The sequence below is a fragment of the Cryobacterium sp. TMB3-10 genome (assembly GCF_004402305.1).
GTDB lineage: Bacteria > Actinomycetota > Actinomycetes > Actinomycetales > Microbacteriaceae > Cryobacterium > Cryobacterium zongtaii.
In genome coordinates, this window is the sequence record NZ_SOGH01000020.1 from 632,951 (window position 1) to 652,302 (window position 19,352).

Annotated in this window: 17 protein-coding genes; 7 read left to right on the top strand and 10 right to left on the bottom strand. The window is 68.9% G+C overall.

Going from position 1 to position 19,352, the window contains the following annotated elements:
* Positions 1-10: 10 nt before the first annotated feature.
* Positions 11-964, bottom strand: a complete 954-nt coding sequence (locus E3T22_RS11050) for an oxidoreductase (protein ID WP_103479561.1) — start codon at positions 962-964, stop codon at positions 11-13.
* A gap of 3 nt (positions 965-967) precedes the next feature.
* Entirely contained in the window at positions 968-1,954 is a 987-nt protein-coding gene (locus E3T22_RS11055; RefSeq protein WP_103431987.1) for an L-lactate dehydrogenase, read from the bottom strand.
* A gap of 98 nt (positions 1,955-2,052) precedes the next feature.
* Here E3T22_RS11055 and E3T22_RS11060 point away from each other — a divergent pair, with 98 nt between their 5' ends.
* The gene (locus tag E3T22_RS11060; RefSeq protein WP_088456396.1) at positions 2,053-2,742 is read left to right on the top strand and encodes a hypothetical protein; all 690 of its coding nucleotides are present in this window, start codon (positions 2,053-2,055) and stop codon (positions 2,740-2,742) included.
* A gap of 88 nt (positions 2,743-2,830) precedes the next feature.
* Here the strand turns inward: E3T22_RS11060 and E3T22_RS11065 are convergent, their stop codons facing one another.
* The 7 genes from E3T22_RS11065 to E3T22_RS11095 form a co-directional block, all read right to left on the bottom strand.
* On the bottom strand, positions 2,831-3,529 hold the full coding sequence (locus E3T22_RS11065) for a response regulator transcription factor (protein ID WP_088456397.1): 699 nt from the start codon (positions 3,527-3,529) through the stop codon (positions 2,831-2,833).
* Positions 3,529-4,980 (bottom strand): sensor histidine kinase, encoded by a 1,452-nt coding sequence (locus tag E3T22_RS11070; RefSeq protein ID WP_134408745.1) that lies wholly within the window; start codon positions 4,978-4,980, stop codon positions 3,529-3,531. Before E3T22_RS11070 ends, E3T22_RS11065 begins: the two co-directional genes overlap by 1 nt.
* Before the next feature lie 78 nt (positions 4,981-5,058).
* Positions 5,059-6,540 (bottom strand): amidohydrolase, encoded by a 1,482-nt coding sequence (locus tag E3T22_RS11075; RefSeq protein WP_134480122.1) that lies wholly within the window; start codon positions 6,538-6,540, stop codon positions 5,059-5,061.
* Positions 6,537-7,193: an FMN-binding negative transcriptional regulator gene (locus E3T22_RS11080; RefSeq protein WP_134408746.1), complete on the bottom strand. Its 657-nt coding sequence runs from the start codon at positions 7,191-7,193 to the stop codon at positions 6,537-6,539. The genes E3T22_RS11075 and E3T22_RS11080 overlap by 4 nt, the downstream gene beginning before the upstream one ends.
* Positions 7,194-7,258: 65 nt before the next feature.
* Positions 7,259-8,245 carry an Fpg/Nei family DNA glycosylase gene (locus E3T22_RS11085; protein ID WP_134480124.1) on the bottom strand — a complete coding sequence of 329 codons (987 nt, stop codon included), beginning with the start codon at positions 8,243-8,245 and terminating at the stop codon, positions 7,259-7,261.
* 41 nt (positions 8,246-8,286) lie between these two features.
* A complete protein-coding gene (locus E3T22_RS11090; protein WP_088456402.1) occupies positions 8,287-8,775 on the bottom strand; it encodes a ribose-5-phosphate isomerase in 489 nt (162 codons plus the stop codon).
* 41 nt (positions 8,776-8,816) lie between these two features.
* On the bottom strand, positions 8,817-9,443 hold the full coding sequence (locus E3T22_RS11095) for a DsbA family protein (RefSeq protein WP_088456403.1): 627 nt from the start codon (positions 9,441-9,443) through the stop codon (positions 8,817-8,819).
* A 283-nt stretch (positions 9,444-9,726) separates the two neighbouring features.
* On the opposite strand from E3T22_RS11095, the gene E3T22_RS11100 reads away from it, so the two are divergent.
* The 3 genes from E3T22_RS11100 to E3T22_RS11110 all read left to right on the top strand — a co-directional run bounded on the left by E3T22_RS11100 (position 9,727) and on the right by E3T22_RS11110 (position 13,943).
* The gene (locus E3T22_RS11100; RefSeq protein WP_088456404.1) at positions 9,727-11,301 is read left to right on the top strand and encodes an MFS transporter; all 1,575 of its coding nucleotides are present in this window, start codon (positions 9,727-9,729) and stop codon (positions 11,299-11,301) included.
* A 167-nt stretch (positions 11,302-11,468) separates the two neighbouring features.
* Positions 11,469-13,013, top strand: coding sequence for an SDR family oxidoreductase (locus E3T22_RS11105; protein ID WP_088456405.1), 1,545 nt, complete (start codon positions 11,469-11,471; stop codon positions 13,011-13,013).
* A gap of 174 nt (positions 13,014-13,187) precedes the next feature.
* Positions 13,188-13,943, top strand: a complete 756-nt coding sequence (locus E3T22_RS11110; protein ID WP_240632188.1) for an exonuclease domain-containing protein — start codon at positions 13,188-13,190, stop codon at positions 13,941-13,943.
* Positions 13,944-13,950: 7 nt separating this feature from the next.
* Here E3T22_RS11110 and E3T22_RS11115 read toward each other — a convergent pair whose 3' ends face one another.
* The gene (locus tag E3T22_RS11115) at positions 13,951-14,988 is read right to left on the bottom strand and encodes a DUF2332 domain-containing protein (protein WP_134408749.1); all 1,038 of its coding nucleotides are present in this window, start codon (positions 14,986-14,988) and stop codon (positions 13,951-13,953) included.
* Between the two features lie 102 nt (positions 14,989-15,090).
* Between E3T22_RS11115 and pepN the strand changes: the two genes are divergently transcribed.
* From pepN to E3T22_RS11130, 3 genes are all read left to right on the top strand, one after another.
* Positions 15,091-17,634 (top strand): aminopeptidase N, encoded by a 2,544-nt coding sequence (pepN, locus tag E3T22_RS11120; RefSeq protein ID WP_134408750.1) that lies wholly within the window; start codon positions 15,091-15,093, stop codon positions 17,632-17,634.
* Positions 17,635-17,750: 116 nt separating this feature from the next.
* On the top strand, positions 17,751-18,896 hold the full coding sequence (locus E3T22_RS11125) for a mechanosensitive ion channel family protein (RefSeq protein ID WP_134408751.1): 1,146 nt from the start codon (positions 17,751-17,753) through the stop codon (positions 18,894-18,896).
* Positions 18,886-19,326, top strand: coding sequence for a globin (locus E3T22_RS11130; protein WP_088456408.1), 441 nt, complete (start codon positions 18,886-18,888; stop codon positions 19,324-19,326). Before E3T22_RS11125 ends, E3T22_RS11130 begins: the two co-directional genes overlap by 11 nt.
* The last annotated feature ends 26 nt before the right edge of the window (positions 19,327-19,352 follow it).

The window sequence follows — 19,352 nt, forward strand, 5'->3', positions numbered from 1 at the left end:
CCCTTCCGGGTCAGGCGAAGACGTAGGTCACACCGGTGAGGCGCTCGCTCTCCGTCCAGAGGCGGCGGGCGTCGTCGGTGTTCTGTGCGCGCTTGGAGCGTGTGACGGGCACCGGATGCCCGTGCTGCTGCCCGAACCCCTCCGGCCCGACGAACGAGTTGCCGGCCAGCCCGGGCAGGGTGGCCGCGTACAGCGACGGCAACGCACCCCACACCGCCGGTTGGGCGAATTCCCGGGTCAGCGTCGCCATCAGGCGGCTGCGCCTGGTGGTGGTCTTCGCACCGCGCATGGCAGGACCGGCGGTCTGCAGGTTCGTCAGGGCGAAGCCCGGATGCGCAGCCATCGCCCGCAGGGACAGCTTCGCGGCCGCCGACCGGCGCTGCAGCTCGCTGGTAAACAACAGGTTGGCGAGCTTGCTCTGCCCGTACGCCGGCCACGGCCGGTAGCGCCTGGTGCCCATCAGGTCGTCGAAGTTCATCCGTCCGATGCGGTGCACCGTCGACGACAGCGTCACCACGCGCGCATCCGGGCCGGCCACCAGCAGCGGAAGCAGCCGCCCGGTCAGTGCGAAGTGACCCAGGTGGTTGGTGCCGAACTGCATCTCGAAGCCATCGACGGTGCGCCGCTCGGGCAGGTTCATCACACCGGCGTTGTTCACCAGCAGGTCGAGACGACCGGGGCCGGCGATGAACTCCTCGGCGAAGGCGGCAATCGAGACCAGGCTGGCCAGGTCCAGCACTCGAACCGACAGATCGGCATCCGGCAGGCGATCCCGCATCCGCTCCACGGCCGCCGCTCCCCTGGCGCCGTCCCGCACGGCCAGGGTCACGGATGCGCCGTGCGCGGCCAGCTGCGCCGCGGTCACGAAGCCCAAACCCGAGTTGGCTCCGGTCACGATGGCGGTGCGGCCGGTGAGGTCGGGAATCTTGTCTTCGGTCCAGCCGTAGCCGAGTTTCGGTTCCACGGGTCAGGCCAGTCCGAGGGTGTCGAGGGAGGCGCGGAGGGTGGCGGCGGAGTGTTCGAACAGCGCCTGCTCCTTGGCCGAGAACGGCACGTCGATGACGCGGGCGATACCGCTGGCGTCAATGACGCTGGGCACCGACAGGGCCACCCCGCTGACACCCCGGTAGTCGGTGAGCACCGAGCTGACCGGCAGGATGGCTCCCTCGTCACGCAGCACCGCCTCGACAATGCGGGCGCCGGAGAGGCCGATGGCGTAGTTGGTGGCGCCCTTGCCCTCGATCACCTTGTAGGCAGCGTTCTTGACCTCGTCAGCGATCGACTCGAACTCGGCCTCGGAGAACGGCACAGATCCGCTGCCCTGCGCCGGTCCGGTGGCGCCGCGGGCCAGCATCCAGTCGGCCAGCGAGATCGGCCCGATACGCGCCTGCGACCAGAGCGGGAACTCGGAGTCGCCGTGTTCGCCGACGATGAGGGCGTGCACGTTGGAGATCGCCACGCCGACACGTTCGGAGAGCATCCAGCGCAGCCTGGAGGAGTCGAGCACGGTGCCGGAGCCGAACACCCGCGCCGGCGGCAGGCCGCTGAACTGCTGGGCGGCCACGGCGAGCACGTCGACGGGGTTGGTGACGAGGACGAAAATGGCGTCGGGGGCCCGCTCGACGAGCTTGGGCATCAGGTCGCGCAGGATCTCGACGTTCACGCCGGCCATCTCGAGGCGGGACTGGCCGGGATGCTGGCGGGCGCCGGCGGTGATCACGACGACGTTGGCGCCACTCACCACGTCGAGGTCATCGCCGCCGGTGACCCTGGATGCCCCGGTGAACTGGGTGCCGTGTGCGAGGTCGAGCACCTCGGCGGCCACCTTGGCCGAGTTGATGTCGTACAGAGCCACCTCACGGGCGGACTCGCGGATCAGGGCCGCGTAGGCCAGGGATGTGCCGACGGCGCCGGCGCCGACGATGGCCAGTTTGGAGTTCTCAATCACGCTCATGGTCCCAGTGTCCTCTATCGTGGGTCCGCTCCCTCACGCCGTGCCCTGTCACGCCGGGTGCCCTGTGCGGCTTGGCGGATGCGGGCCACTATGGCTGCATGCCCGACGAGGACCCGGCGCCGGCCGGCCCGAACCCGGAAGTACCGCCCGCGGTGCGCGCCCAGCTGCTCGCCACCGAGCACTGGAGCCTGCTGGCCTCGCGCAGCACCACCCAAGGTGAGGTGCTGACCCGCATCAGCATGTTCCTGTACCTGGTCTCGGCCGGGCTGGTGAGCCTGGCCCTGGCCGGGCAGGCCACCCAGTTCGACGAGGGCTTCCCCGGCTTCGCACTCACGGTGCTCGGCATCATCCTGCTCGTGGGTATCCTCACCCAGGTACGGGTGACGAATGTGAGCATGGAGGACCTGGCCTACGTGCTGGCGATGAACAGGTTGCGGGCGGCGTACGTGGAGCTTGACCCCGGGGTCGCGCCGTACCTGATGGCGTCCCGGTTCGACGACCTGCCCGGCACCCAGACCACCTACTACTTCCTGGGCGGCAAGCCGCGGAATTTCAGCCAGGTGCTGGGCAGCAGCATGATGTTCATCATCGCGGTGAACTCCACCCTGCTCGGCCTGTTGCTGGCCGGGATCACTCTGGGGCTTGGCCTGCCGCTGCTCGTCTGCCTCGCGATCTCCGTAGTGGGCGGCGTGGGCTTCCTGGCCGGCTCGATCGTGGTGGGCGGCACCCGCTATCTCGGCTTCTGGCGGCGGTACACGCCGTTGTTCCCGTCTCCCCCTGCCGAGTGATCCCTGCTCTGCGCCGACGTGCGAACGAAGCACCGTGTGCGGGCGTTGACGGGGCACGGTGCCGCAAGTCAGGGGCGCCCTGCAGTTGCTAGCCCTGCAGGAAGGCCAGCACCGCGAGCACCCGGCGGTGATCGGACCCGGTGTCGTCGAGGCCGAGCTTGACGAAGATCGCGGTGACGTTCTTCTCCACCGCGCCGACCCCGATCACGAGGCGCTCGGCGATGCCCACGTTGGTGCGCCCTTCCGCCATCAGGCCGAGCACGTCACGCTCCCGCGGGGTCAGCGCCGCCAGCGGACTGGTGCGGCGGGCCAGCAGTTCGCGCACCACCTGCGGGTCGAGCACCGTGCCGCCGGCGCTCACCCTGGCGACGGCATCCTGCAGCTCGTCGAGCGACGCGACCCGGTCCTTGAGCAGGTAGCCCAGGCCACCCTCCCCCGACGCCAGCAGCTCCTGCACGTAGGTGCCCTCGACGTACTGGCTGAGCAGCAGGATGCCGATGCCCGGCAGCCGGCGCCGCAGCTCGATCGCGGCGCGCACCCCCTCGTCGCGGAAGGTGGGCGGCATCCGAACGTCGAGCACCGCCAGGTCGGGTCGCAGGGCTTCTATCTCGGCGAGCAGGGCGTCGGCGTCGCCGTAGGCGGCCACGGTGTCGAAACCTGCCTCGGCGAACAGCCGCACCAGACCCTCACGCAGCAGCACGGAGTCCTCTGCCAGGACCAGGCGTAGCGGTGCGGTCGGGGTGGGACGCTGGAGTGTGCTCACCCGTTCAGGATAGGGCGCACTCATCACCGAACGACGGAGCTGCCCAGGTCGTGCACCACAGGGATGTGCGCGCCCACCGCGGTGGGGCCGCCGTGCGGGCTCCGCACCGACAGGATGCCGCGCAGGCCCTTGAGGCGTTCGTCCAGGCCGGCCAGACCGTGGCCGTCCTGCAGCACCGCGCCGCCGCGGCCGTTGTCGATCACCCAGAGGTCCAGCCAGGTGGAGTCGTCCTCCGGGACCCGGCGGAGTTCCAGGTGCAGCCGGATTCCAGTGGCCCCGGCATGCTTGGCCACGTTGGTGAGCAGTTCGGCGGCGATGAAGTAGCTGCTGCGCTCGATCTCCGAGGGCAGCCGCAGGTCGTGGTCCACCTGCAGTTCCAGCTGAACGGGCACGGTGCTGCGAGCGGCCAGCGACTCCAGGGCCACGATCAGGCCGCGGTCCTGCAGGATCGGCGGCACCAGTCCGCGGGAGAGTGCCCGCAGTTCCTCGAGCGTGTCGCGCGCCTGTTCGCGGGCCTCGACGAGAAGCCGGCGCGCGGCATCCGGGTCGTCGTCGAGCCGGCGTTCGGCGCTGGCGAGATCCATCTGCAGGCGCACCAGGCGCTGCTGGGGCCCGTCGTGGATGTCGCGTTCGAGCCGCCGCAGCGACTGGTCTTCAGCCGACACGGCCGCGCCGCGGGAGGCGCTGAGGTCGGCGACCTCGCGCTGCAGGGCCTCGGACGACCAGGCGCCGAGCATCACGCTGGCGATGCCCTGGTGCATCAAGACCATGCCGCGGGTGACGAACGGCAGGGTGAGCAGGAAGGCCAGGCCCAGGGCGGCGTTCAGCACGTTCTCGGCGGCCAGGTTCTGGCCGCTGTCGGGGCCGAACGAACCGGTAATCAGATCGAAGAGCCCCACGGACTCGCTGTCGTTGGGCAGCGACCAGCTCCAGATCCAGTAGGTGAGCCCGCCAAGCGCGCCGGACAGCCACACGATGACGATCGACCAGGACACCACGCCCACGATGAAATTCACGATCATGCCGTGCAGCAGGTACAGCCAGTAATGACCGGACACCAGCGGGCCGAGGATGGCGCGCAGCGGCGTCGCGGGTTCGCCGCGCGGTGTCCACTGCGGCGGGGTGATTGCCGGCTGGCCGGCCCAGCGCAGCCGGGTGAGCTCGACGACGCCGAAGCCGCGGGCGGCGTACAGGGCGGCCACGACGATGAACAGGCCCACGAACAGGGCCACCAGGCTCACTCCCGTGGCGAACAGGGTCACCAGGACGGTCAGGGACACGATGACGATGGGCAGGGTCGGCAGCAGGAAGCCGAGCTCCCTGGGCGTGCGCGCCCACAGGCTGAGATAGCCGGTCGGGCTCTGGCCGCTCTCGGCGGGCTTGATGGCGGGCTGCACGAAGCCCAGCGTGGCAGAGTTCGGGCTCCCGGTGGTGTCACCGGCGCCCGTGGCGGAATTGAGGGTGTCGTTGGTCATGGTTCCAGCGTGCTCTCGGCGGCGGCCTGCGCCCATCCCCTCAGCCGCCGGATCTGTGTGGGGGTTATCCCCCGCACCTCAGAGTGTGCTGTGCGTGAACCGGCCACCGAGCAGTGTCGCGGCCACGGGCATCCGTCGCAGATCGGCCACCGACGCCACAAACGGGTCGATCTCGCAGATCGCGAGGTCGGCGATCTGGCCCACACCGATGCCGTGCCGGCCTCGGGCGGATGCCGCCAGCGCGGCCTGCCGGGAGATCGCCTGGTCGGGGTGCCAGGCGGCGCGCTCGCCCCGGCTGCGCCCCACGGCGGCCGAGATGGCCACCCACGGGTCGAGTGGCGCGACGGGTGCGTCGGAGCCGAGCGCCAGCTGCACCCCGGCGGACAGCAGGTCGGCCAGCGGGAACGCCCGTTCGGTGCGGCCGGCCCAGTACCGGTCGGCCACGTCGCGGTCGTCGAGGGCGTGTTCGGGTTGAACGCTGGCTGTGATCCCCAGGCGGGCGAACCGGGCCACATCGGCCGCGGTGAGCAGTTGGGCGTGCTCGATGCTGCCGGTGCAGCCCACGGCCTCGAAGGCGTCGAGGGCGAGACTGTTGGCGTTGTCGCCGATGGCGTGCACGGCGGGGCGGATGCCGGCGGCGGCGGCCCGCCGCATCAGGGCCTCGAGCTCGTCGGCGGGCACGGTGAGCATGCCACGGTCGTGGTCGCCGGAGAGTCCTGGGTAGGCGTCGAAGCAGTACGCGGTGCGGGTGTTCAACGAGCCGTCGGTGATCACCTTGTACGGGCCGACGGTGAGCAGCCCGCCGGTGCCGTCGATCACCTGGCCGCTGGTGAGACCCTGCGCGATCGCGTCGTCGAGGTGGTGCGTGTACAGGCCGAAATCGACCCGCAGGCTGTCGGTGCCCGCATCGATGCGGCGCCGCCAGACGTCGAGGTTCCAGGTCATCTCCAGGTCGACGATGCCGACCACACCGCGGGCGGCCGCAGCACGGGCGGCCTCGTCGGCCCAGGCGTCGAGGTCGGCGTCCGGCACGTTGTCGATGGCGTGTTCCACCGCGAAGGCGTCGTCCTCGCGCAGCAGCCCGGTCTGGTGGCCCGCGAAACCGTAGACCGCGAGGGCGGCGGAATTCAGCCAGCAGCTGTGCAGGTCGCCGCTGACCAGGACCACCGGCACCGGCCCTGACGCGGCGTCGAGCAGAGTGCGGCTCGGGGCATCCGACCACAGGGCGTCCCGAAAGCCGAAGCCGACGAGTCTGTCGTGCTTGCCGGCGGCCGGCACCGCGGCCAGCCGGTCGACGACCAGATCGGCGGCCGCCCGGGCGCTCGTCGCGTCGGACACGTCGAGGCGCCTGGCGGTCTGGGACCACTGGCTGAAGTGCACGTGATTGTCCCAGAGCCCCGGCGTGATCCAGCGCCCGTCCAGATCAACGGTCCGGGTCGCCGGCGAGTGGCCGCTCGCGGGTGCGAGGTAGCCGATCGAGGTGATCAGGCCGTCGTCAACGCGCACGTCGACGAGGTCGTCGCTGCCGGGCAGGCGGCCGTTGCGCAGTACCAGGCTCATTCGGCGGCGCTGGGTTCGGCGGCGCTGTCGCGGGCCCGGCGCATCCGGGCGGCCAGCGCCGGGCTCGCGTACGGACCGTCACCGTCGAGCTCGGCGAGGATACGGTCGACTGTGGCGGCCGGCTTGTTCTGGCTCATTTTGTCCTTCGCCGTGAAGCGCGTCACCCGCAGGCGGAAACCCACGGTACCGGCGACGATGCGGGCAGCGTAGTCGGCGTTCTCCGGGGTGCCGTTCATGCGCCGGGGCTCGTCCATGCGGTCCTCGAAGTGGTCGACCAGGGCCGCGAGTACCCGCAGGTTCTCGGCGTCGGAGAGTATCTCGGGAGTGCCGTGCAGGTGCGCGGTGACGAAGTTCCAGGTGGGCACGGCGGGGCGGGCGTCGTACCAGCCGGGCGAGATGTAGCCGTGCGGGCCCTGCACGATCACGAGGATCTCGTGCGCGCCCAGCTCGTGCAGCTGCTCATCGGGCCGACCGACGTGGCTGAGCAGCACGATCTCGCCGTCGGCGGCCGCCGTGTCGAGGATCACCGGGTAGTGCGAGGCGACGAGCTCGCCCGCCTCCGTGGAGCTCACCAGGGTGACCCAGGGGTACTCCTGAATCAGACGGCGTACCTCGTCGACCTGGTCGAGCGCGAAGCTGGGGTTGGTTCTCACGGGCGGGCTCCTGGGGTGCGGGCGGGGTCAGCGATGACAGACGCAGGTGCGGCGGATGGGACGGGTCAGGCCTGGCAGGACGGGCAGTAGTAGAGCTTGCGGGCGCCCATTTCCTCGAGGGTGATGTGGGTGCCGCAGATCCGGCAGGGCAGGCCCTCGCGCTTGTAGACCCAGTGCCGGTCGGCGCGGTTCTTCATCGCGAGTCGGTAATCCTCGCCGGTCAGGTCGTCCATGGTCATCATCTGGCCGGTGTTCACACCGATGGCCAGCAGATGCGCCCAGTCCCGCCAGAGGGCCCGCAGGCTCTCCTCGGTCAGCGACTTGCCCGGGGCGTGCGGGTTGATCTTCGCCCGGAACAGCAGCTCGGCGCGGTAGACGTTGCCGATACCGCTGACGACTGACTGGTCCATCAGCAGCAGGCCGATACGGGTGGGCTTCTTGCGCACGGTGTCCACGAAGCGCTGTTCGGCCTCCGGTCTGTCGTCGAGCTGCGGGTCGGGGCCGAGCCTGGCCAGCACAGCGTCGACCTGGGCGGGGTCGAGCACCTCACAGGCGGTCGGGCCGCGGAGGTCGGCCGAGACCGTGTCGGTGAGCAGGCGCACCCGCACCTGGCCGACGGGTTCGGGCGGGAACGTGTCGAGCTGGTCGATCTCCTTTTCTTGCTCGGCCATGCGCACCCGGGTGCGGCGGGGCGCACCGATGCTGTGCATGGAGTTCTCGCCCGCTGAATCGAGCACCGGCGCGAGGTCGGTGCCGCGCTGGTTGGTCTGTCCCATCCGGCCGTTGCTCGAGGCGATCGTGGCGTCCATGATGATGTCGCCCGCGAAGTCCCAGGCGCCGTACATGCCCAGGTGCACCCGTAGCCAGAGCCCGTTGTCGAACTCCAGGAACATCTGTTTGCCCACGGCGCGGGCATCCGTCATGACGTGACCGCTCAGTTGTGCCGCACCGGCGGCGAACCGGCCCTGCGGCGACGAGAGCTGCACCGGGCGGCCCACGAAGTTGCGCGCGAATTGCCGGGTGATGCGATGGACGGAATGACCCTCTGGCACGGCGATGCCTTTCCGACTCGGTGGATCAGGTGAGGTACAGCTCAGTTGCTCAGGACGGTGCCGGCGATGGTGCCGGTGGTCTCGTATTCGGCCAGCTGGTCGATGCGGCGCTGGTGGCGTTCCTCGCCGGGGAACGGGGTGGCGATGAAGGCGTCGATGAACGCGATGACGTCCTCGATGGGGTGCTGGCGGGCGCCGATCGCGATGACGTTGGCGTTGTTGTGTTCGCGGGCGAGGGTGGCGGTGGCCGCGTTCCAGACCAGCGCGGCGCGTGCGCCGTGCACCTTGTTGGCCGCGATCTGCTCACCGTTGCCGGAGCCGCCGAACACCACGCCGAGTGCCTCGACGCCGGCCGCTTGGTCGGCGACCACGGCCGCCGCCGCGCTGATGCAGAACGCCGGGTAGTCGTCGAGCGGTTCGTAGCTGGTGGGCCCGTGGTCGATGACCTCGTGCCCGGCCGTACCGAGGTGGCTGATCAGGAGGGTGCTGAAGTCGAGGCCGGCGTGGTCGGTGGCGATGTGGATGCGCATGATGAGCAGTCTATTTAGTCGGGCGGGATGCTGCGGCGCTGCTACTCGGCTGCCGCAACGAGGGCGGGCGCGAAGATCGGGTCGCGGGTGCGGCTGCGCTTGATCTCGAAGAAGCCGTCGTAGCCGGCCACCGCGACCACGCCGTCCCACAGGGCCAGCGCTTGATCCCCGGTCGGTGCCGGCGAGATGACCGGGCCGAAGAAGGCAACGTCGTTCACGGCGATCACCGGGGTGCCGACGTCCTGGCCCACCCGGTTGATGCCGTCGAAGTGGCTGGCGCGCATCTGCACGTCGAACTCGTCGCTCTCGGCGTAGCGGGCGAAGTCGGCCGGCAGGCCCACCTCGGCGAGCGCCGCGGGAATCACGGAATCGGCATCCGAGTTGCCCTCGTGGTGGATTCGGGTGCCCAGCGCGTCGTAGAGAGCCTTGACGGTCTCCTGGCCGTGCAGCTCCTGAGCGGCCTGCACCAGACGGGTGTATTTGAGGGCCCGGGGGAAGAACGCGCGGTACTCCTCGGAAACGTCGGTGTTTTCGTTCAGCACCGCGAGGCTCATCACCCGCCAACTCACCTCGAAGCCGCGCAGATCACTCACCTCGTCCACCCAACGAGAAGTCATCCAGGCCCAGGGGCAGGAGGGGTCGAACCAGAAGGTCACAGAGTCGCTCATCGACCCAGCCTAAGCGAGTCACAGGTCCCGAAATGCCGCCGAAGCGGCGCGCACCGAACCCGGCTAAAGCCCTGTCCAGAGCGGCTATCGAAAGAGAAATGCCTGATTCTGAGGCAAATTGCGCTAAAATTGATGCTTATGCCCATCGAGGGGCGGCCCCGCATCCGGGGCACATGACCTCCATCTGAGGCATCTCACGACCTCCATTCGAGGCTCGACGTGCCTGCGCAAGAGTCATGTCATGACCTCCACAAGAGGCATCTCTACTGTCAGAAAGTGACACATGTCAAACGCTATTAACGGTGCTGATCGCACCGTGAAGAAGATCAAGAAGCCGCTGTTGCGCCGGAAGCTCAAGGTCTCCGACGTGAACGTCGTCGACCGCCCGATGCTGAAGAAGGCGCTCGGCGGCACGATCGTCGGAAACACCATGGAATGGTACGACGTCGGAGTCTTCGGCTACCTGATCACCACAATGGGTCCCGTCTTCCTCCCCGAAGCCGACCCGACCGTGCAGACGCTGTTCCTGCTCGGCACCTTCGCCGCCACCTTCATTGCCCGCCCCCTCGGTGGCGTGTTCTTCGGTTGGCTCGGCGACAAGCTGGGCCGCCAGAGGGTGCTCGCCATGACGCTGATGCTCATGGCCGCCTCCACCTTCGTGGTCGGCATCCTGCCCGGCTACGCCCAGCTCGGCATCTGGGCAGCGGTGCTGCTCGTGCTGACCAAGCTCGTGCAGGGCTTCTCCACCGGCGGCGAGTACGCCGGTGCCACCACCTTCGTCAGCGAGCACGCTCCGGACAAGAACCGCGGCTTCCTCGCCAGCTTCCTCGACATGGGTAGTTACCTCGGCTTCGCGATGGGTGCCGCTCTCGTGTCGATCCTGCAGGTGACTCTCGGTCAGGCGGCCATGGAAGAGTGGGGTTGGCGTCTGCCGTTCCTGCTCGCCGGACCGCTGGGCCTGATCGCCATCTACTTCCGGATGAAGATCGAGGAATCCCCGGCCTTCCAGGCCAGCCTGGACGCTCAGGAAGTCAACGCCAGGAACCCCGACTTCGTGGAGGACGACAGCATCCCCAAGGGACCTGTCGCCATCTTCAAGAACTACTGGCGCGGCATCGTCCTCGCGATGATCCTCGTCGCCGCCGCGAACACCGTCGGATACGCTCTCACCTCGTACATGCCGACCTACCTCACCAGCACCATGGGGTATGACGAGCTGCACGGCACGCTGCTGACCATCCCGATCCTCGTGATCATGGCCTGCTGCATCCCGCTCACCGGTCGCCTGAGCGACAAGATCGGCCGTCGCCCAGTGCTCTGGATGGGTTCGATCAGCGCCGTGGTCTTCGCCATCCCCGCGTTCCTGCTCATCGGTATGGGCTCCGTCTTCACGACCCTCGCCGGTCTGGCCCTGATCGCCCTCCCGGTGACGTTCTACGTCGCCAACCTCGCCTCGGCGCTGCCGGCCCTGTTCCCCACGGCCAGCCGCTACGGCGCGATGGGCATCGCGTACAACTTCGCCGTCGCCATCTTCGGTGGCACCACGCCGTTCATCATCGCGGCGCTCATCGCCGCCACCGGTGACGACATGATGCCGGCCTACTACCTGATGGCCACCTCGTTCATCGGTGGAATCAGCATCTTCTGGCTCAAGGAATCCGCCAACCGCCCGCTGCCCGGCTCCATGCCGAGCGTGGAATCGGTCGAAGAGGCACACGAGCTCGTTGCCGGCCAGTTCGAGAACCCCCTGCTCGACCACGACGAGATGCCGTTCGACGCCACCTTCGAGCCGCCGACCTCGTCGATGGACCTGAGCGCGCTCAAGACCGAGACCGACTCGGAGCCGGCCAAGGTCTAGCTCCACCTCGCACCGCCCCGTCCACTTCGGAGGACTGCTTTACACAAGCAACTGTGGCCGGTGCGGACAATTGTTACCCGCACACCGGGCGCAATTGTCCGCACCGGCCACAGTTGTCTGTTCGCCCGGCTGTGTGAGGGGCGGATGCGCCGTCGTAGAATTCTCTGATGACCACCGAGCAACACCCGCAGAGCACACCCGTAGAGCCCGCATCCGTCGCGTCCGTCGATGATGCTCCCACCGGCGACGCATCCGCGACACCCGCGATCGACCCCCACGACCTCGAGGTGGCCCTGCGCGTGCTCGCCTCCCTGGCCACCATCGACCCGGACGACCCCGACTTCGTCACCGTGCGCCAGGCCACCGCCAAGATGTTCAAGTCGGTGAAGACCGTGCGCCGCCACGAGAAGCGCCAGCTGATCGCGGACGCGGACCGGGAGGTCATCGCCGCCACCGCCACCGGGGCTCCCACCCGCATCGACGACGAGACCATCGGCGCCCAGCTGCGTCTGGGCACCGACCGGCCCTCGGCCGGCGAACTGCTCGTGCCGCGCGCCTGCTACATCTGCAAGCAGAAGTACACCCTCGTCGACGCGTTCTACCACCAGCTCTGCCCGAGCTGCGCGGCGATGAGCCACACCAAGCGCGACGCCCGTACCGACCTCACCGGCAAACGCGCCCTGCTCACCGGCGGCCGCGCCAAGATCGGCATGTACATCGCCCTGCGGCTGCTGCGCGACGGCGCCCACACCACCATCACCACCCGGTTCCCCCGCGACGCGGTGCGCCGGTTCAGCGCCATGCCCGACTCGAAGGACTGGCTGCACCGCCTCCGCGTTGTCGGCATCGACCTGCGCGACCCCGCCCAGGTGATCGGCCTGGCCGACTCCGTCGCCGCGCAGGGTCCGCTGGACATCCTGATCAACAACGCCGCGCAGACCGTGCGCCGCTCCCCCGGGTCGTACTCCCCGCTGGTGGAGGCCGAGTCCTCGCCGCTGCCGGACGGCGAACTGCCCGAGATCGTCTCGTTCGGGCACACCAACGATGCGCACCCCACCGCGCTGGCCGCGTCCGTGGCCAGCCACCCGATCCTCGCCGCCGCGGCCACCGGCGCCGCCCTCACCGCCGACGACCTCACCGCGTTGGCCCTGGCCCCCGGCTCCTCGTCGCTGGCACGGCTGGCCGCTGGCACCGCCATCGACGCGGGCGGACTGGTGCCCGACCTGCACGAGGAGAACAGCTGGACGGCCAACGTCGAAGACGTCGACCCACTCGAGATGCTCGAGGTGCAGCTGTGCAACACCACGGCCCCGTTCCTGCTGGTGAGCCGTCTGCGGGCCTCGATGGCGGCATCCGAGGCTCGGCGCACCTACATCGTGAACGTGTCAGCGATGGAGGGTGTCTTCGGCCGCGGTTACAAGGGTCCGGGGCACCCGCACACCAACATGGCCAAGGCCGCCCTGAACATGCTCACTCGCACCAGCGCCAAGGAGATGCTCTCCGACGGCATCCTGATGACCAGCGTCGACACCGGCTGGATCACCGACGAGCGCCCGCACCCCACCAAGATCCGCCTGGCCGAGGAGGGTTTCCATGCCCCACTCGACCTGGTTGACGGCGCCGCCCGGGTGTACGACCCCATCGTGCGCGGCGAGGCCGGCGAAGACGTGCACGGGGTCTTCCTCAAGGACTACCGCCCCGGTACCTGGTAGGGGACCGCACCACCCCCTCTTAGCGAAAGGTTCATCTCGCGAAAGCGGGTTCACGGCTGCCTCCGCGGCGCTGAAGCAACCGATTCACCGCTTTCGCGATGAGTTGTGGAGAGGATGCGCGGCACTCCCGGCCGCCTCACCGGGAGTGTCGGTGGGCGCCGATAGGGTCGGAACGTGCAGACATCAACCGCCAAGACCGCGATCGCCGACATCCCCTCGCTGTGCGTGTTCGACCTGGAGACCACGGGTGTGAACACCGATGAGGACCGCATCGTCACGTGCTTCATCGGCCGCGTCATGCGCGACGGCACGGTGAACGGCTCGTACAGCTGGCTGCTCAATCCCGGCATCCCCATTCCGGAGGGAGCGTCCGCCATCCACGGCATCACCGACGAGGTCGCCCAGCGTGACGGCGTCGACCCGGCCACCGCCATCGCCGAGATGCTCACGGTACTGCGCCGCAGCATCGACGGAGGCCGCCCGATCGTGGCCTACAACGCCAGCTTCGACCTGTCGATGCTCAACGCCGAGGCCCGCCGCTACGGGCTGGCGCCCATCGAGGACTTCGGCCCGGTGCTCGACCCCTACGTGATCGACAAGGCTGTGGACCGCTACCGCAAGGGCAAGCGCACCCTGGTGGCCACCGCCGAGTACTACGGCGTGCTGCTCGAGGGGGCCCACGACGCCGAAGCGGATGCCGTGGCCACCGGTCGGGTCGCCTGGGCCCTGTTGGCCAAGACCGAGGAGACCGACCTGTACACCCTGCACGACCGCCAGGTCGGTTGGGCCAGGGAGCAGGCAGAGAGCTTCCAGACCTACCTGCGCAAGTCCAAGGGCGACGACCTGATCGTCATCGACGGTGCCTGGCCGATCCGGGCCGGCGCCGACCGTGCCGCGGCTGCGCCCATGCTGGCCACACCGGCGATCTAGCCTGCCCTCAGCCGAGCCAATGCACCGCGCGACCGTGCGGCTGGGCTAGCGCGACCGCCCGGCCGTCCAACGACAGCACGAAGTCAGCCGAACCGGATGCCGCAGGCAGCGTCGACGGCAGCGTCCCGGCCACCCCTGGCACCACGGTGCGCCCCTCATTGGCCAGCCAGCGCACCCCACGCTCGGCCCTCAACCGGGCCATGGTCGCCACGAACCGGTCCCGGCCGGCCTCGTCGAGATAGGCCAGCACCGCCGTGTGGAACACCACGACGGTCGCATCCGGCGGGGCCTCGGCCACGAGAGCCTCGACCTGCTCGTTGAGGTCGCCGCGCACTAGCCGGGGCGGGGCTGTGCGGGCGACCTGCACGGCCGCCCGCAGCCGGGCCCGCCGGTCATCGTGCTCCGGCCAGATCAGAGCCTCCAGCCAGGCCACGTCGGCGGGATCGGTCACGTCGAGCGGGTTGAGGTCGATGCCGGCCCGCCACACCACGCGAGGCAGCCGGCTCGGCACGGGAACAGATCCGGTCACCGCGCACTCCAGCAGCACTGGGCTGGTCCCCGCGGGCGGGTCGAGCAGGGCCGCGCCGTCACCCGGGCCGTCAGCACTGCGACCGCCCGGCCGATACCGATAGCTGTATAAGTCCGGCAGCAGGCAGAGCCCGGCCGACGCCCCCACCTCGATCAGGGCGAGCGGCCCCGGCAGACTCCCGAGCGTCGGGAGCAGCACCGCGCATCGGCCCGGCTCGTTGGTCTGGGTCGCGTGGCTGCGGCACGTCTGCTCGACCACCGCCCAGTTCTCGGCCAGCCAGGCCCGGAAACCCAGATAACCGCCGGCCTCGGCGCCGTGGAACCTGGCCGCGCTGAACACCAGGTTGGGTTGCCGTTTGGTCGGCGGCAGCCGGTCGATCAATCCGATCGTCGCCGCATCGCACGCCACCCCCGCCGCCCAGGCCTCGTAGCAGGCGCTCAGCCCCCGGGCCTCCACCTCGGCGAAGGCTCGATAGCGCAGCGCGGTATCGGCGCCGGCATCCGTGCTGGTTCTCATGCCGGCAGCCTAATCAGGCGCGCCACCAGCGCGACCGTGGCTAGGCTTGTTCTCTATGCGGATGCGCCAGAGCGCTCTCGCGAAACGAAGATGGAGAAACCGTTGCCCGGAGAAAACCTCACCAGGATCGAAGCCCAGGAGCGCAAAGCGCTCGTCAGCGTGACCAGTTACGACGTCACCCTTGACCTGACGACGGGTCCCACGACCTTCGCCAGCACCACCACGGTCGCCTTCAGCGCCGTGGCCGGTAGCTCGACCTTCATCGACGCGATCACCGAGAGTGTGCACAGCGTCACCCTCAACGGCGCCTCGCTTGACCCGGCTGTCGTCAGCGACGGCGTCCGCATTCAGCTTGACGACCTCGCGGCCGAGAACGTGCTCACCGTCGTCGCCGACGCCGCGTACACGAACACCGGCGAGGGCCTGCACCGTTTCGTCGACCCCGTCGACAACGAGGTGTACCTGTACAGCCAGTTCGAGGTGCCAGACTCCCGCCGCGTCTTCGCGGTGTTCGAGCAGCCCGACCTCAAGGCCGCCTTCACCTTCACCGTCACCGCGCCCGGCGCCTGGGAGGTCATCTCCAACTCGGCCACGCCAGAGCCCACGGATGCCGGCAACGGCAACAAGACCTGGGCGTTCGAACCCACCCACACAATCTCCAGCTACATCACCGCCCTCGTGGCCGGTCCGTACGCCGTGGTGCGCAGCGAGCTCACCTCCAGCGACGGCCGCATCATTCCGCTGGGCCTGTTCAGCCGCAAGAGCCTGTTCGAGTACCTGGATGCCGACTACATCTTCGAGAAGACCCGCCAGGGCTTCGCCTACTTCGAGGAGAAGTTCGACTTCCCGTACCCGTTCGACAAGTACGACCAGATGTTCGTGCCGGAGTTCAACGCCGGCGCGATGGAGAACGCCGGCGCGGTCACCTTCACCGAGACCTACGTCTTCCGTTCCAAGGTCACCGACGCGATCAAGGAACGCCGGGTCGTCACGATCCTGCACGAGCTGGCGCACATGTGGTTCGGCGACCTGGTCACCATGAAGTGGTGGAACGACCTGTGGCTGAACGAATCGTTCGCCGAGTGGGCATCCACCATCGCCACCGCCGAGGCCACCGAGTGGACCGAAGCCTGGACCACCTTTGCGGCAATGGAGAAGAGCTGGGCGTACCGTCAGGACCAGCTGCCCTCCACCCACCCGGTCGTGGCCACCATCACCGACCTCGAAGACGTGCAGGTCAACTTCGACGGCATCACCTACGCCAAGGGCGGATCCGTTCTCAAGCAGCTCGTCGCCTGGGTCGGCATCGACGCGTTCTTCACCGGCGTCGCCTCCTACTTCAAGAAGCACGCCTGGGGCAACACCGAGCTCTCCGACCTGCTCGTCGAGCTCGAGGCCGCCAGCGGCCGTGACCTCTCCGGCTGGGCCGCCCTCTGGCTCGAAACCGCCGGCGTCAATACCCTGCGCCCGCAGATCGAGGTCGACGATGCCGGGGTCATCACCGCGTTCGCCGTGCTGCAGACCGCAACCGAGGATTACCCCACCATCCGCCCGCACCGCCTCGCGATCGGGTTCTACGACCTGGTCGACGGCGCCCTGGTGCGCACCCACCGCGTCGAACTCGACGTCGACGGCGTGCAGACGGATGTGCCGGAACTCGTCGGTCGTACCCGTGCCGATCTGATCCTGCTCAACGACGACGACCTCGCCTACGCAAAGGTGCGCCTCGACCCCGCCTCGCACGCCGTGGCGCTCGAGCACCTCGCAGCGATCGAGAGCCCGCTGGCCCGCTCGCTGGTCTGGGGCTCCGTCTGGGACGCCACCCGCGACGCCGAGACCTCGCCGCGCGACTTCGTGAAGCTGGTGCTGGGCAACGTCGCCACCGAGACCGAGTCGACGACGCTCCGCACGGTTCTCGGCCAGGTGTCCCTCGCCGCGCAGTATTACGTGGCCCCGGAGCACCGCGACGCCACCGTCGCCTCGGTCGGCGACGCACTCTGGGCCTTGGCCCAGGGCGCAGAGGCCGGCAGTGATGCTCAGTTCCAGTTTGTGAAGTTCTTCGCCTCCGTCGCCGAGACGCCGGCCCAGCTGGCCGCCGTTGCGGGCCTTCGCACCGGTTCGTTCAAGCTGCCGGGCCTGGACATCGACACCGACCTCAGCTGGGAGCTGCTCGCGGCGCTGGTCGCCGGCGGCGAAGCCGGTGAGGCGGAGATCGCCTCCGCCCTGGCCGCGGACAACACCGCCACCGGTGCCCAGTCCGCCGCCAACGCGCGCGCCGCGATCCCCACCATCGAAGGCAAGCAGGCAGCCTGGGCCTCGCTGATCGACGTGGACACCGCACCGAACACCATCGTGCGGGTCACCGCCGCCGGATTCCTGCGCGCACACGACACGAGCCTGCTCGAGCCGTTCGTCGGCCAGTACTTCGATGTGCTGCAGAAGGTGTGGGCCGAGCGCAGCTACTCCATCGCCGAGAAGCTGATCGTGGGCCTCTACCCGTCGCCGCTGTCGAACCAGGCCCTGGTCGACGCGACCCGGGCGTGGTTGGACGCCAACCCGGAGCCCGCGGCGCTTCGCCGTCTCGTGGTGGAGAACCTCGCCGGCGTCGAACGCAGCCTGCGCGTGCAGGCCCGCGACCAGGAGTAGTCCGCCGGCACCACCGGACAACGGCGCCGCCTTCGATGATTTTCATCGTGGCGGCGCCGTTGTCGTATGGCACCTTCAGGAAGCGCCGAGTCGGCGCTCGGTAGACTGGTCGATCTATGAACTGGGACACTTTTTGGGCTACGGCCGACTACATCTGGAACCTGACCATCGTGCAGGTCGTCGTCATCATCATCTTCGCGCTGGTCGCCCGCTGGGTGTTGCTCTTCGTGATCAGGCGGGTCGTCACGCAGATCGTGTCCGGGGTGAAGAAGGGCCAGAACGTCGACGACACCCAGTCGCTGGACGTGTCACCGGTCACCGCCGTGCGTGTCGTGCAGCGCACCCGCACACTCGGGTCGGTATTGACCAATATCGTCAACGTCCTGGTCGTCATCGTGACCACCCTGCTGATCGTCACGACGATCAACGAGAACATCCTCGGGTCATTCGCCCTGCTCACCGCCGCTCTCGGCGCCGGCCTGGGTTTCGGCGCCCAGAACATCGTGAAGGACGTGCTCAACGGTCTCTTCATGGTGATGGAAGACCAGCTCGGCGTGGGCGACGTGGTGGACCTCGGCCTGGCCACCGGAGTCGTCGAGTCCGTCGGCATCCGCATCACCCAGGTGCGCGACATCGAGGGCACCCTCTGGTTCGTCCGGAACGGCGAGATCCTGCGCACCGGAAACATGTCCCAGGGCTGGGCCCGCGTCATCGTCGACCTTGCCATCCCCTACTCGTCGGATGTCGAGGCCGTGCAGGCCGAACTGCTCAAGGTCGCCCGAGCCTTGGCGTCCAGCCGCAAGTGGCGCGGGGCGATGCTCGGCAAGCCCGAGATCTGGGGCCTCGAATCCATCTCGGCGGAGGCCCTCGTTGTGCGCCTGGTCGTGCGCACCCGGGTGGGCGCCCGCTGGGACTTCGCCCGTGACCTGCGGCTCCATCTCAAGAAAGCCCTCGACGGGATGGGCTCAGGACTCACCCCGCTCAACAGCGTGGTGATGGCCGCGGCCGACGGATCGGTGTCCGCCGGAAGCAACAACGGTGACGGCGCGGCAGACGGCGCCCCGGTGGATGCAGCGGCCCAGGCCGCCGCCGCGCTCCCGAGCACCGACACGGCGCCCTTCGAACAGCCCGTGCCCGCCCGCCGGGTTCGTGCCCCGCGCCGGCCGAAGAAGCCCGCGACGGACCAGCAGCCCGATTCCGGATCGACCGGCACGCCAGGCGGCGCAGCGGCCACCGAACAGGAGAAGCCCGATGACAAGTGACAACATCCCGCTCGGAGTACACCTTCGGTCGAGCGAGAACGCCGCCGCCGTGAGCCCGTCGTTCTACCAGGAGGTCGGCGGCCGGCCGTTCTTCGAGAAGCTCGTCGCCGAGTTCTACCGGGGCGTCGCCGGCGACCCGGTCCTCAAACCGATGTACCCTGAGGAGGACCTTGGCCCCGCTGCGGAGCGGCTGACCGGTTTCCTCGAGCAGTACTGGGGCGGGCCGGGCACCTACAGCGAGCAACGCGGACACCCGCGGCTCCGCCAGCGTCACCAGCCTTTCAAGGTGAACCCGGATTCCCGGGACCGCTGGTTGCTGCACATGCGGAACGCCGTCGACTCCTGCGACCTGCCCCCGCTGCAACGCGCCACCCTGTGGGACTACCTCGAGCGAGCCGCACACGCTATGGTCAACACCTTCGACGCGTAACACTCGAACCGCACCATCCGCCCCGC

Excerpts from the sequence above, each read along its gene's own strand:
- E3T22_RS11070 (WP_134408745.1), bottom strand. The coding sequence starts at position 4,980 with ATGACCAACGACACCCTCAATTCCGCCACGGGCGCCGGTGACACCACC.
- E3T22_RS11100 (WP_088456404.1), top strand. The coding sequence starts at position 9,727 with ATGTCAAACGCTATTAACGGTGCTGATCGCACCGTGAAGAAGATCAAG.
- E3T22_RS11125 (WP_134408751.1), top strand. The coding sequence starts at position 17,751 with ATGAACTGGGACACTTTTTGGGCTACGGCCGACTACATCTGGAACCTG.
- E3T22_RS11055 (WP_103431987.1), bottom strand. The coding sequence starts at position 1,954 with ATGAGCGTGATTGAGAACTCCAAACTGGCCATCGTCGGCGCCGGCGCC.
- E3T22_RS11090 (WP_088456402.1), bottom strand. The coding sequence starts at position 8,775 with ATGCGCATCCACATCGCCACCGACCACGCCGGCCTCGACTTCAGCACC.
- E3T22_RS11060 (WP_088456396.1), top strand. The coding sequence starts at position 2,053 with ATGCCCGACGAGGACCCGGCGCCGGCCGGCCCGAACCCGGAAGTACCG.
- E3T22_RS11105 (WP_088456405.1), top strand. The coding sequence starts at position 11,469 with ATGACCACCGAGCAACACCCGCAGAGCACACCCGTAGAGCCCGCATCC.
- E3T22_RS11130 (WP_088456408.1), top strand. The coding sequence starts at position 18,886 with ATGACAAGTGACAACATCCCGCTCGGAGTACACCTTCGGTCGAGCGAG.
- E3T22_RS11115 (WP_134408749.1), bottom strand. The coding sequence starts at position 14,988 with ATGAGAACCAGCACGGATGCCGGCGCCGATACCGCGCTGCGCTATCGA.
- E3T22_RS11095 (WP_088456403.1), bottom strand. The coding sequence starts at position 9,443 with ATGAGCGACTCTGTGACCTTCTGGTTCGACCCCTCCTGCCCCTGGGCC.
- E3T22_RS11075 (WP_134480122.1), bottom strand. The coding sequence starts at position 6,540 with ATGAGCCTGGTACTGCGCAACGGCCGCCTGCCCGGCAGCGACGACCTC.
- E3T22_RS11065 (WP_088456397.1), bottom strand. The coding sequence starts at position 3,529 with ATGAGTGCGCCCTATCCTGAACGGGTGAGCACACTCCAGCGTCCCACC.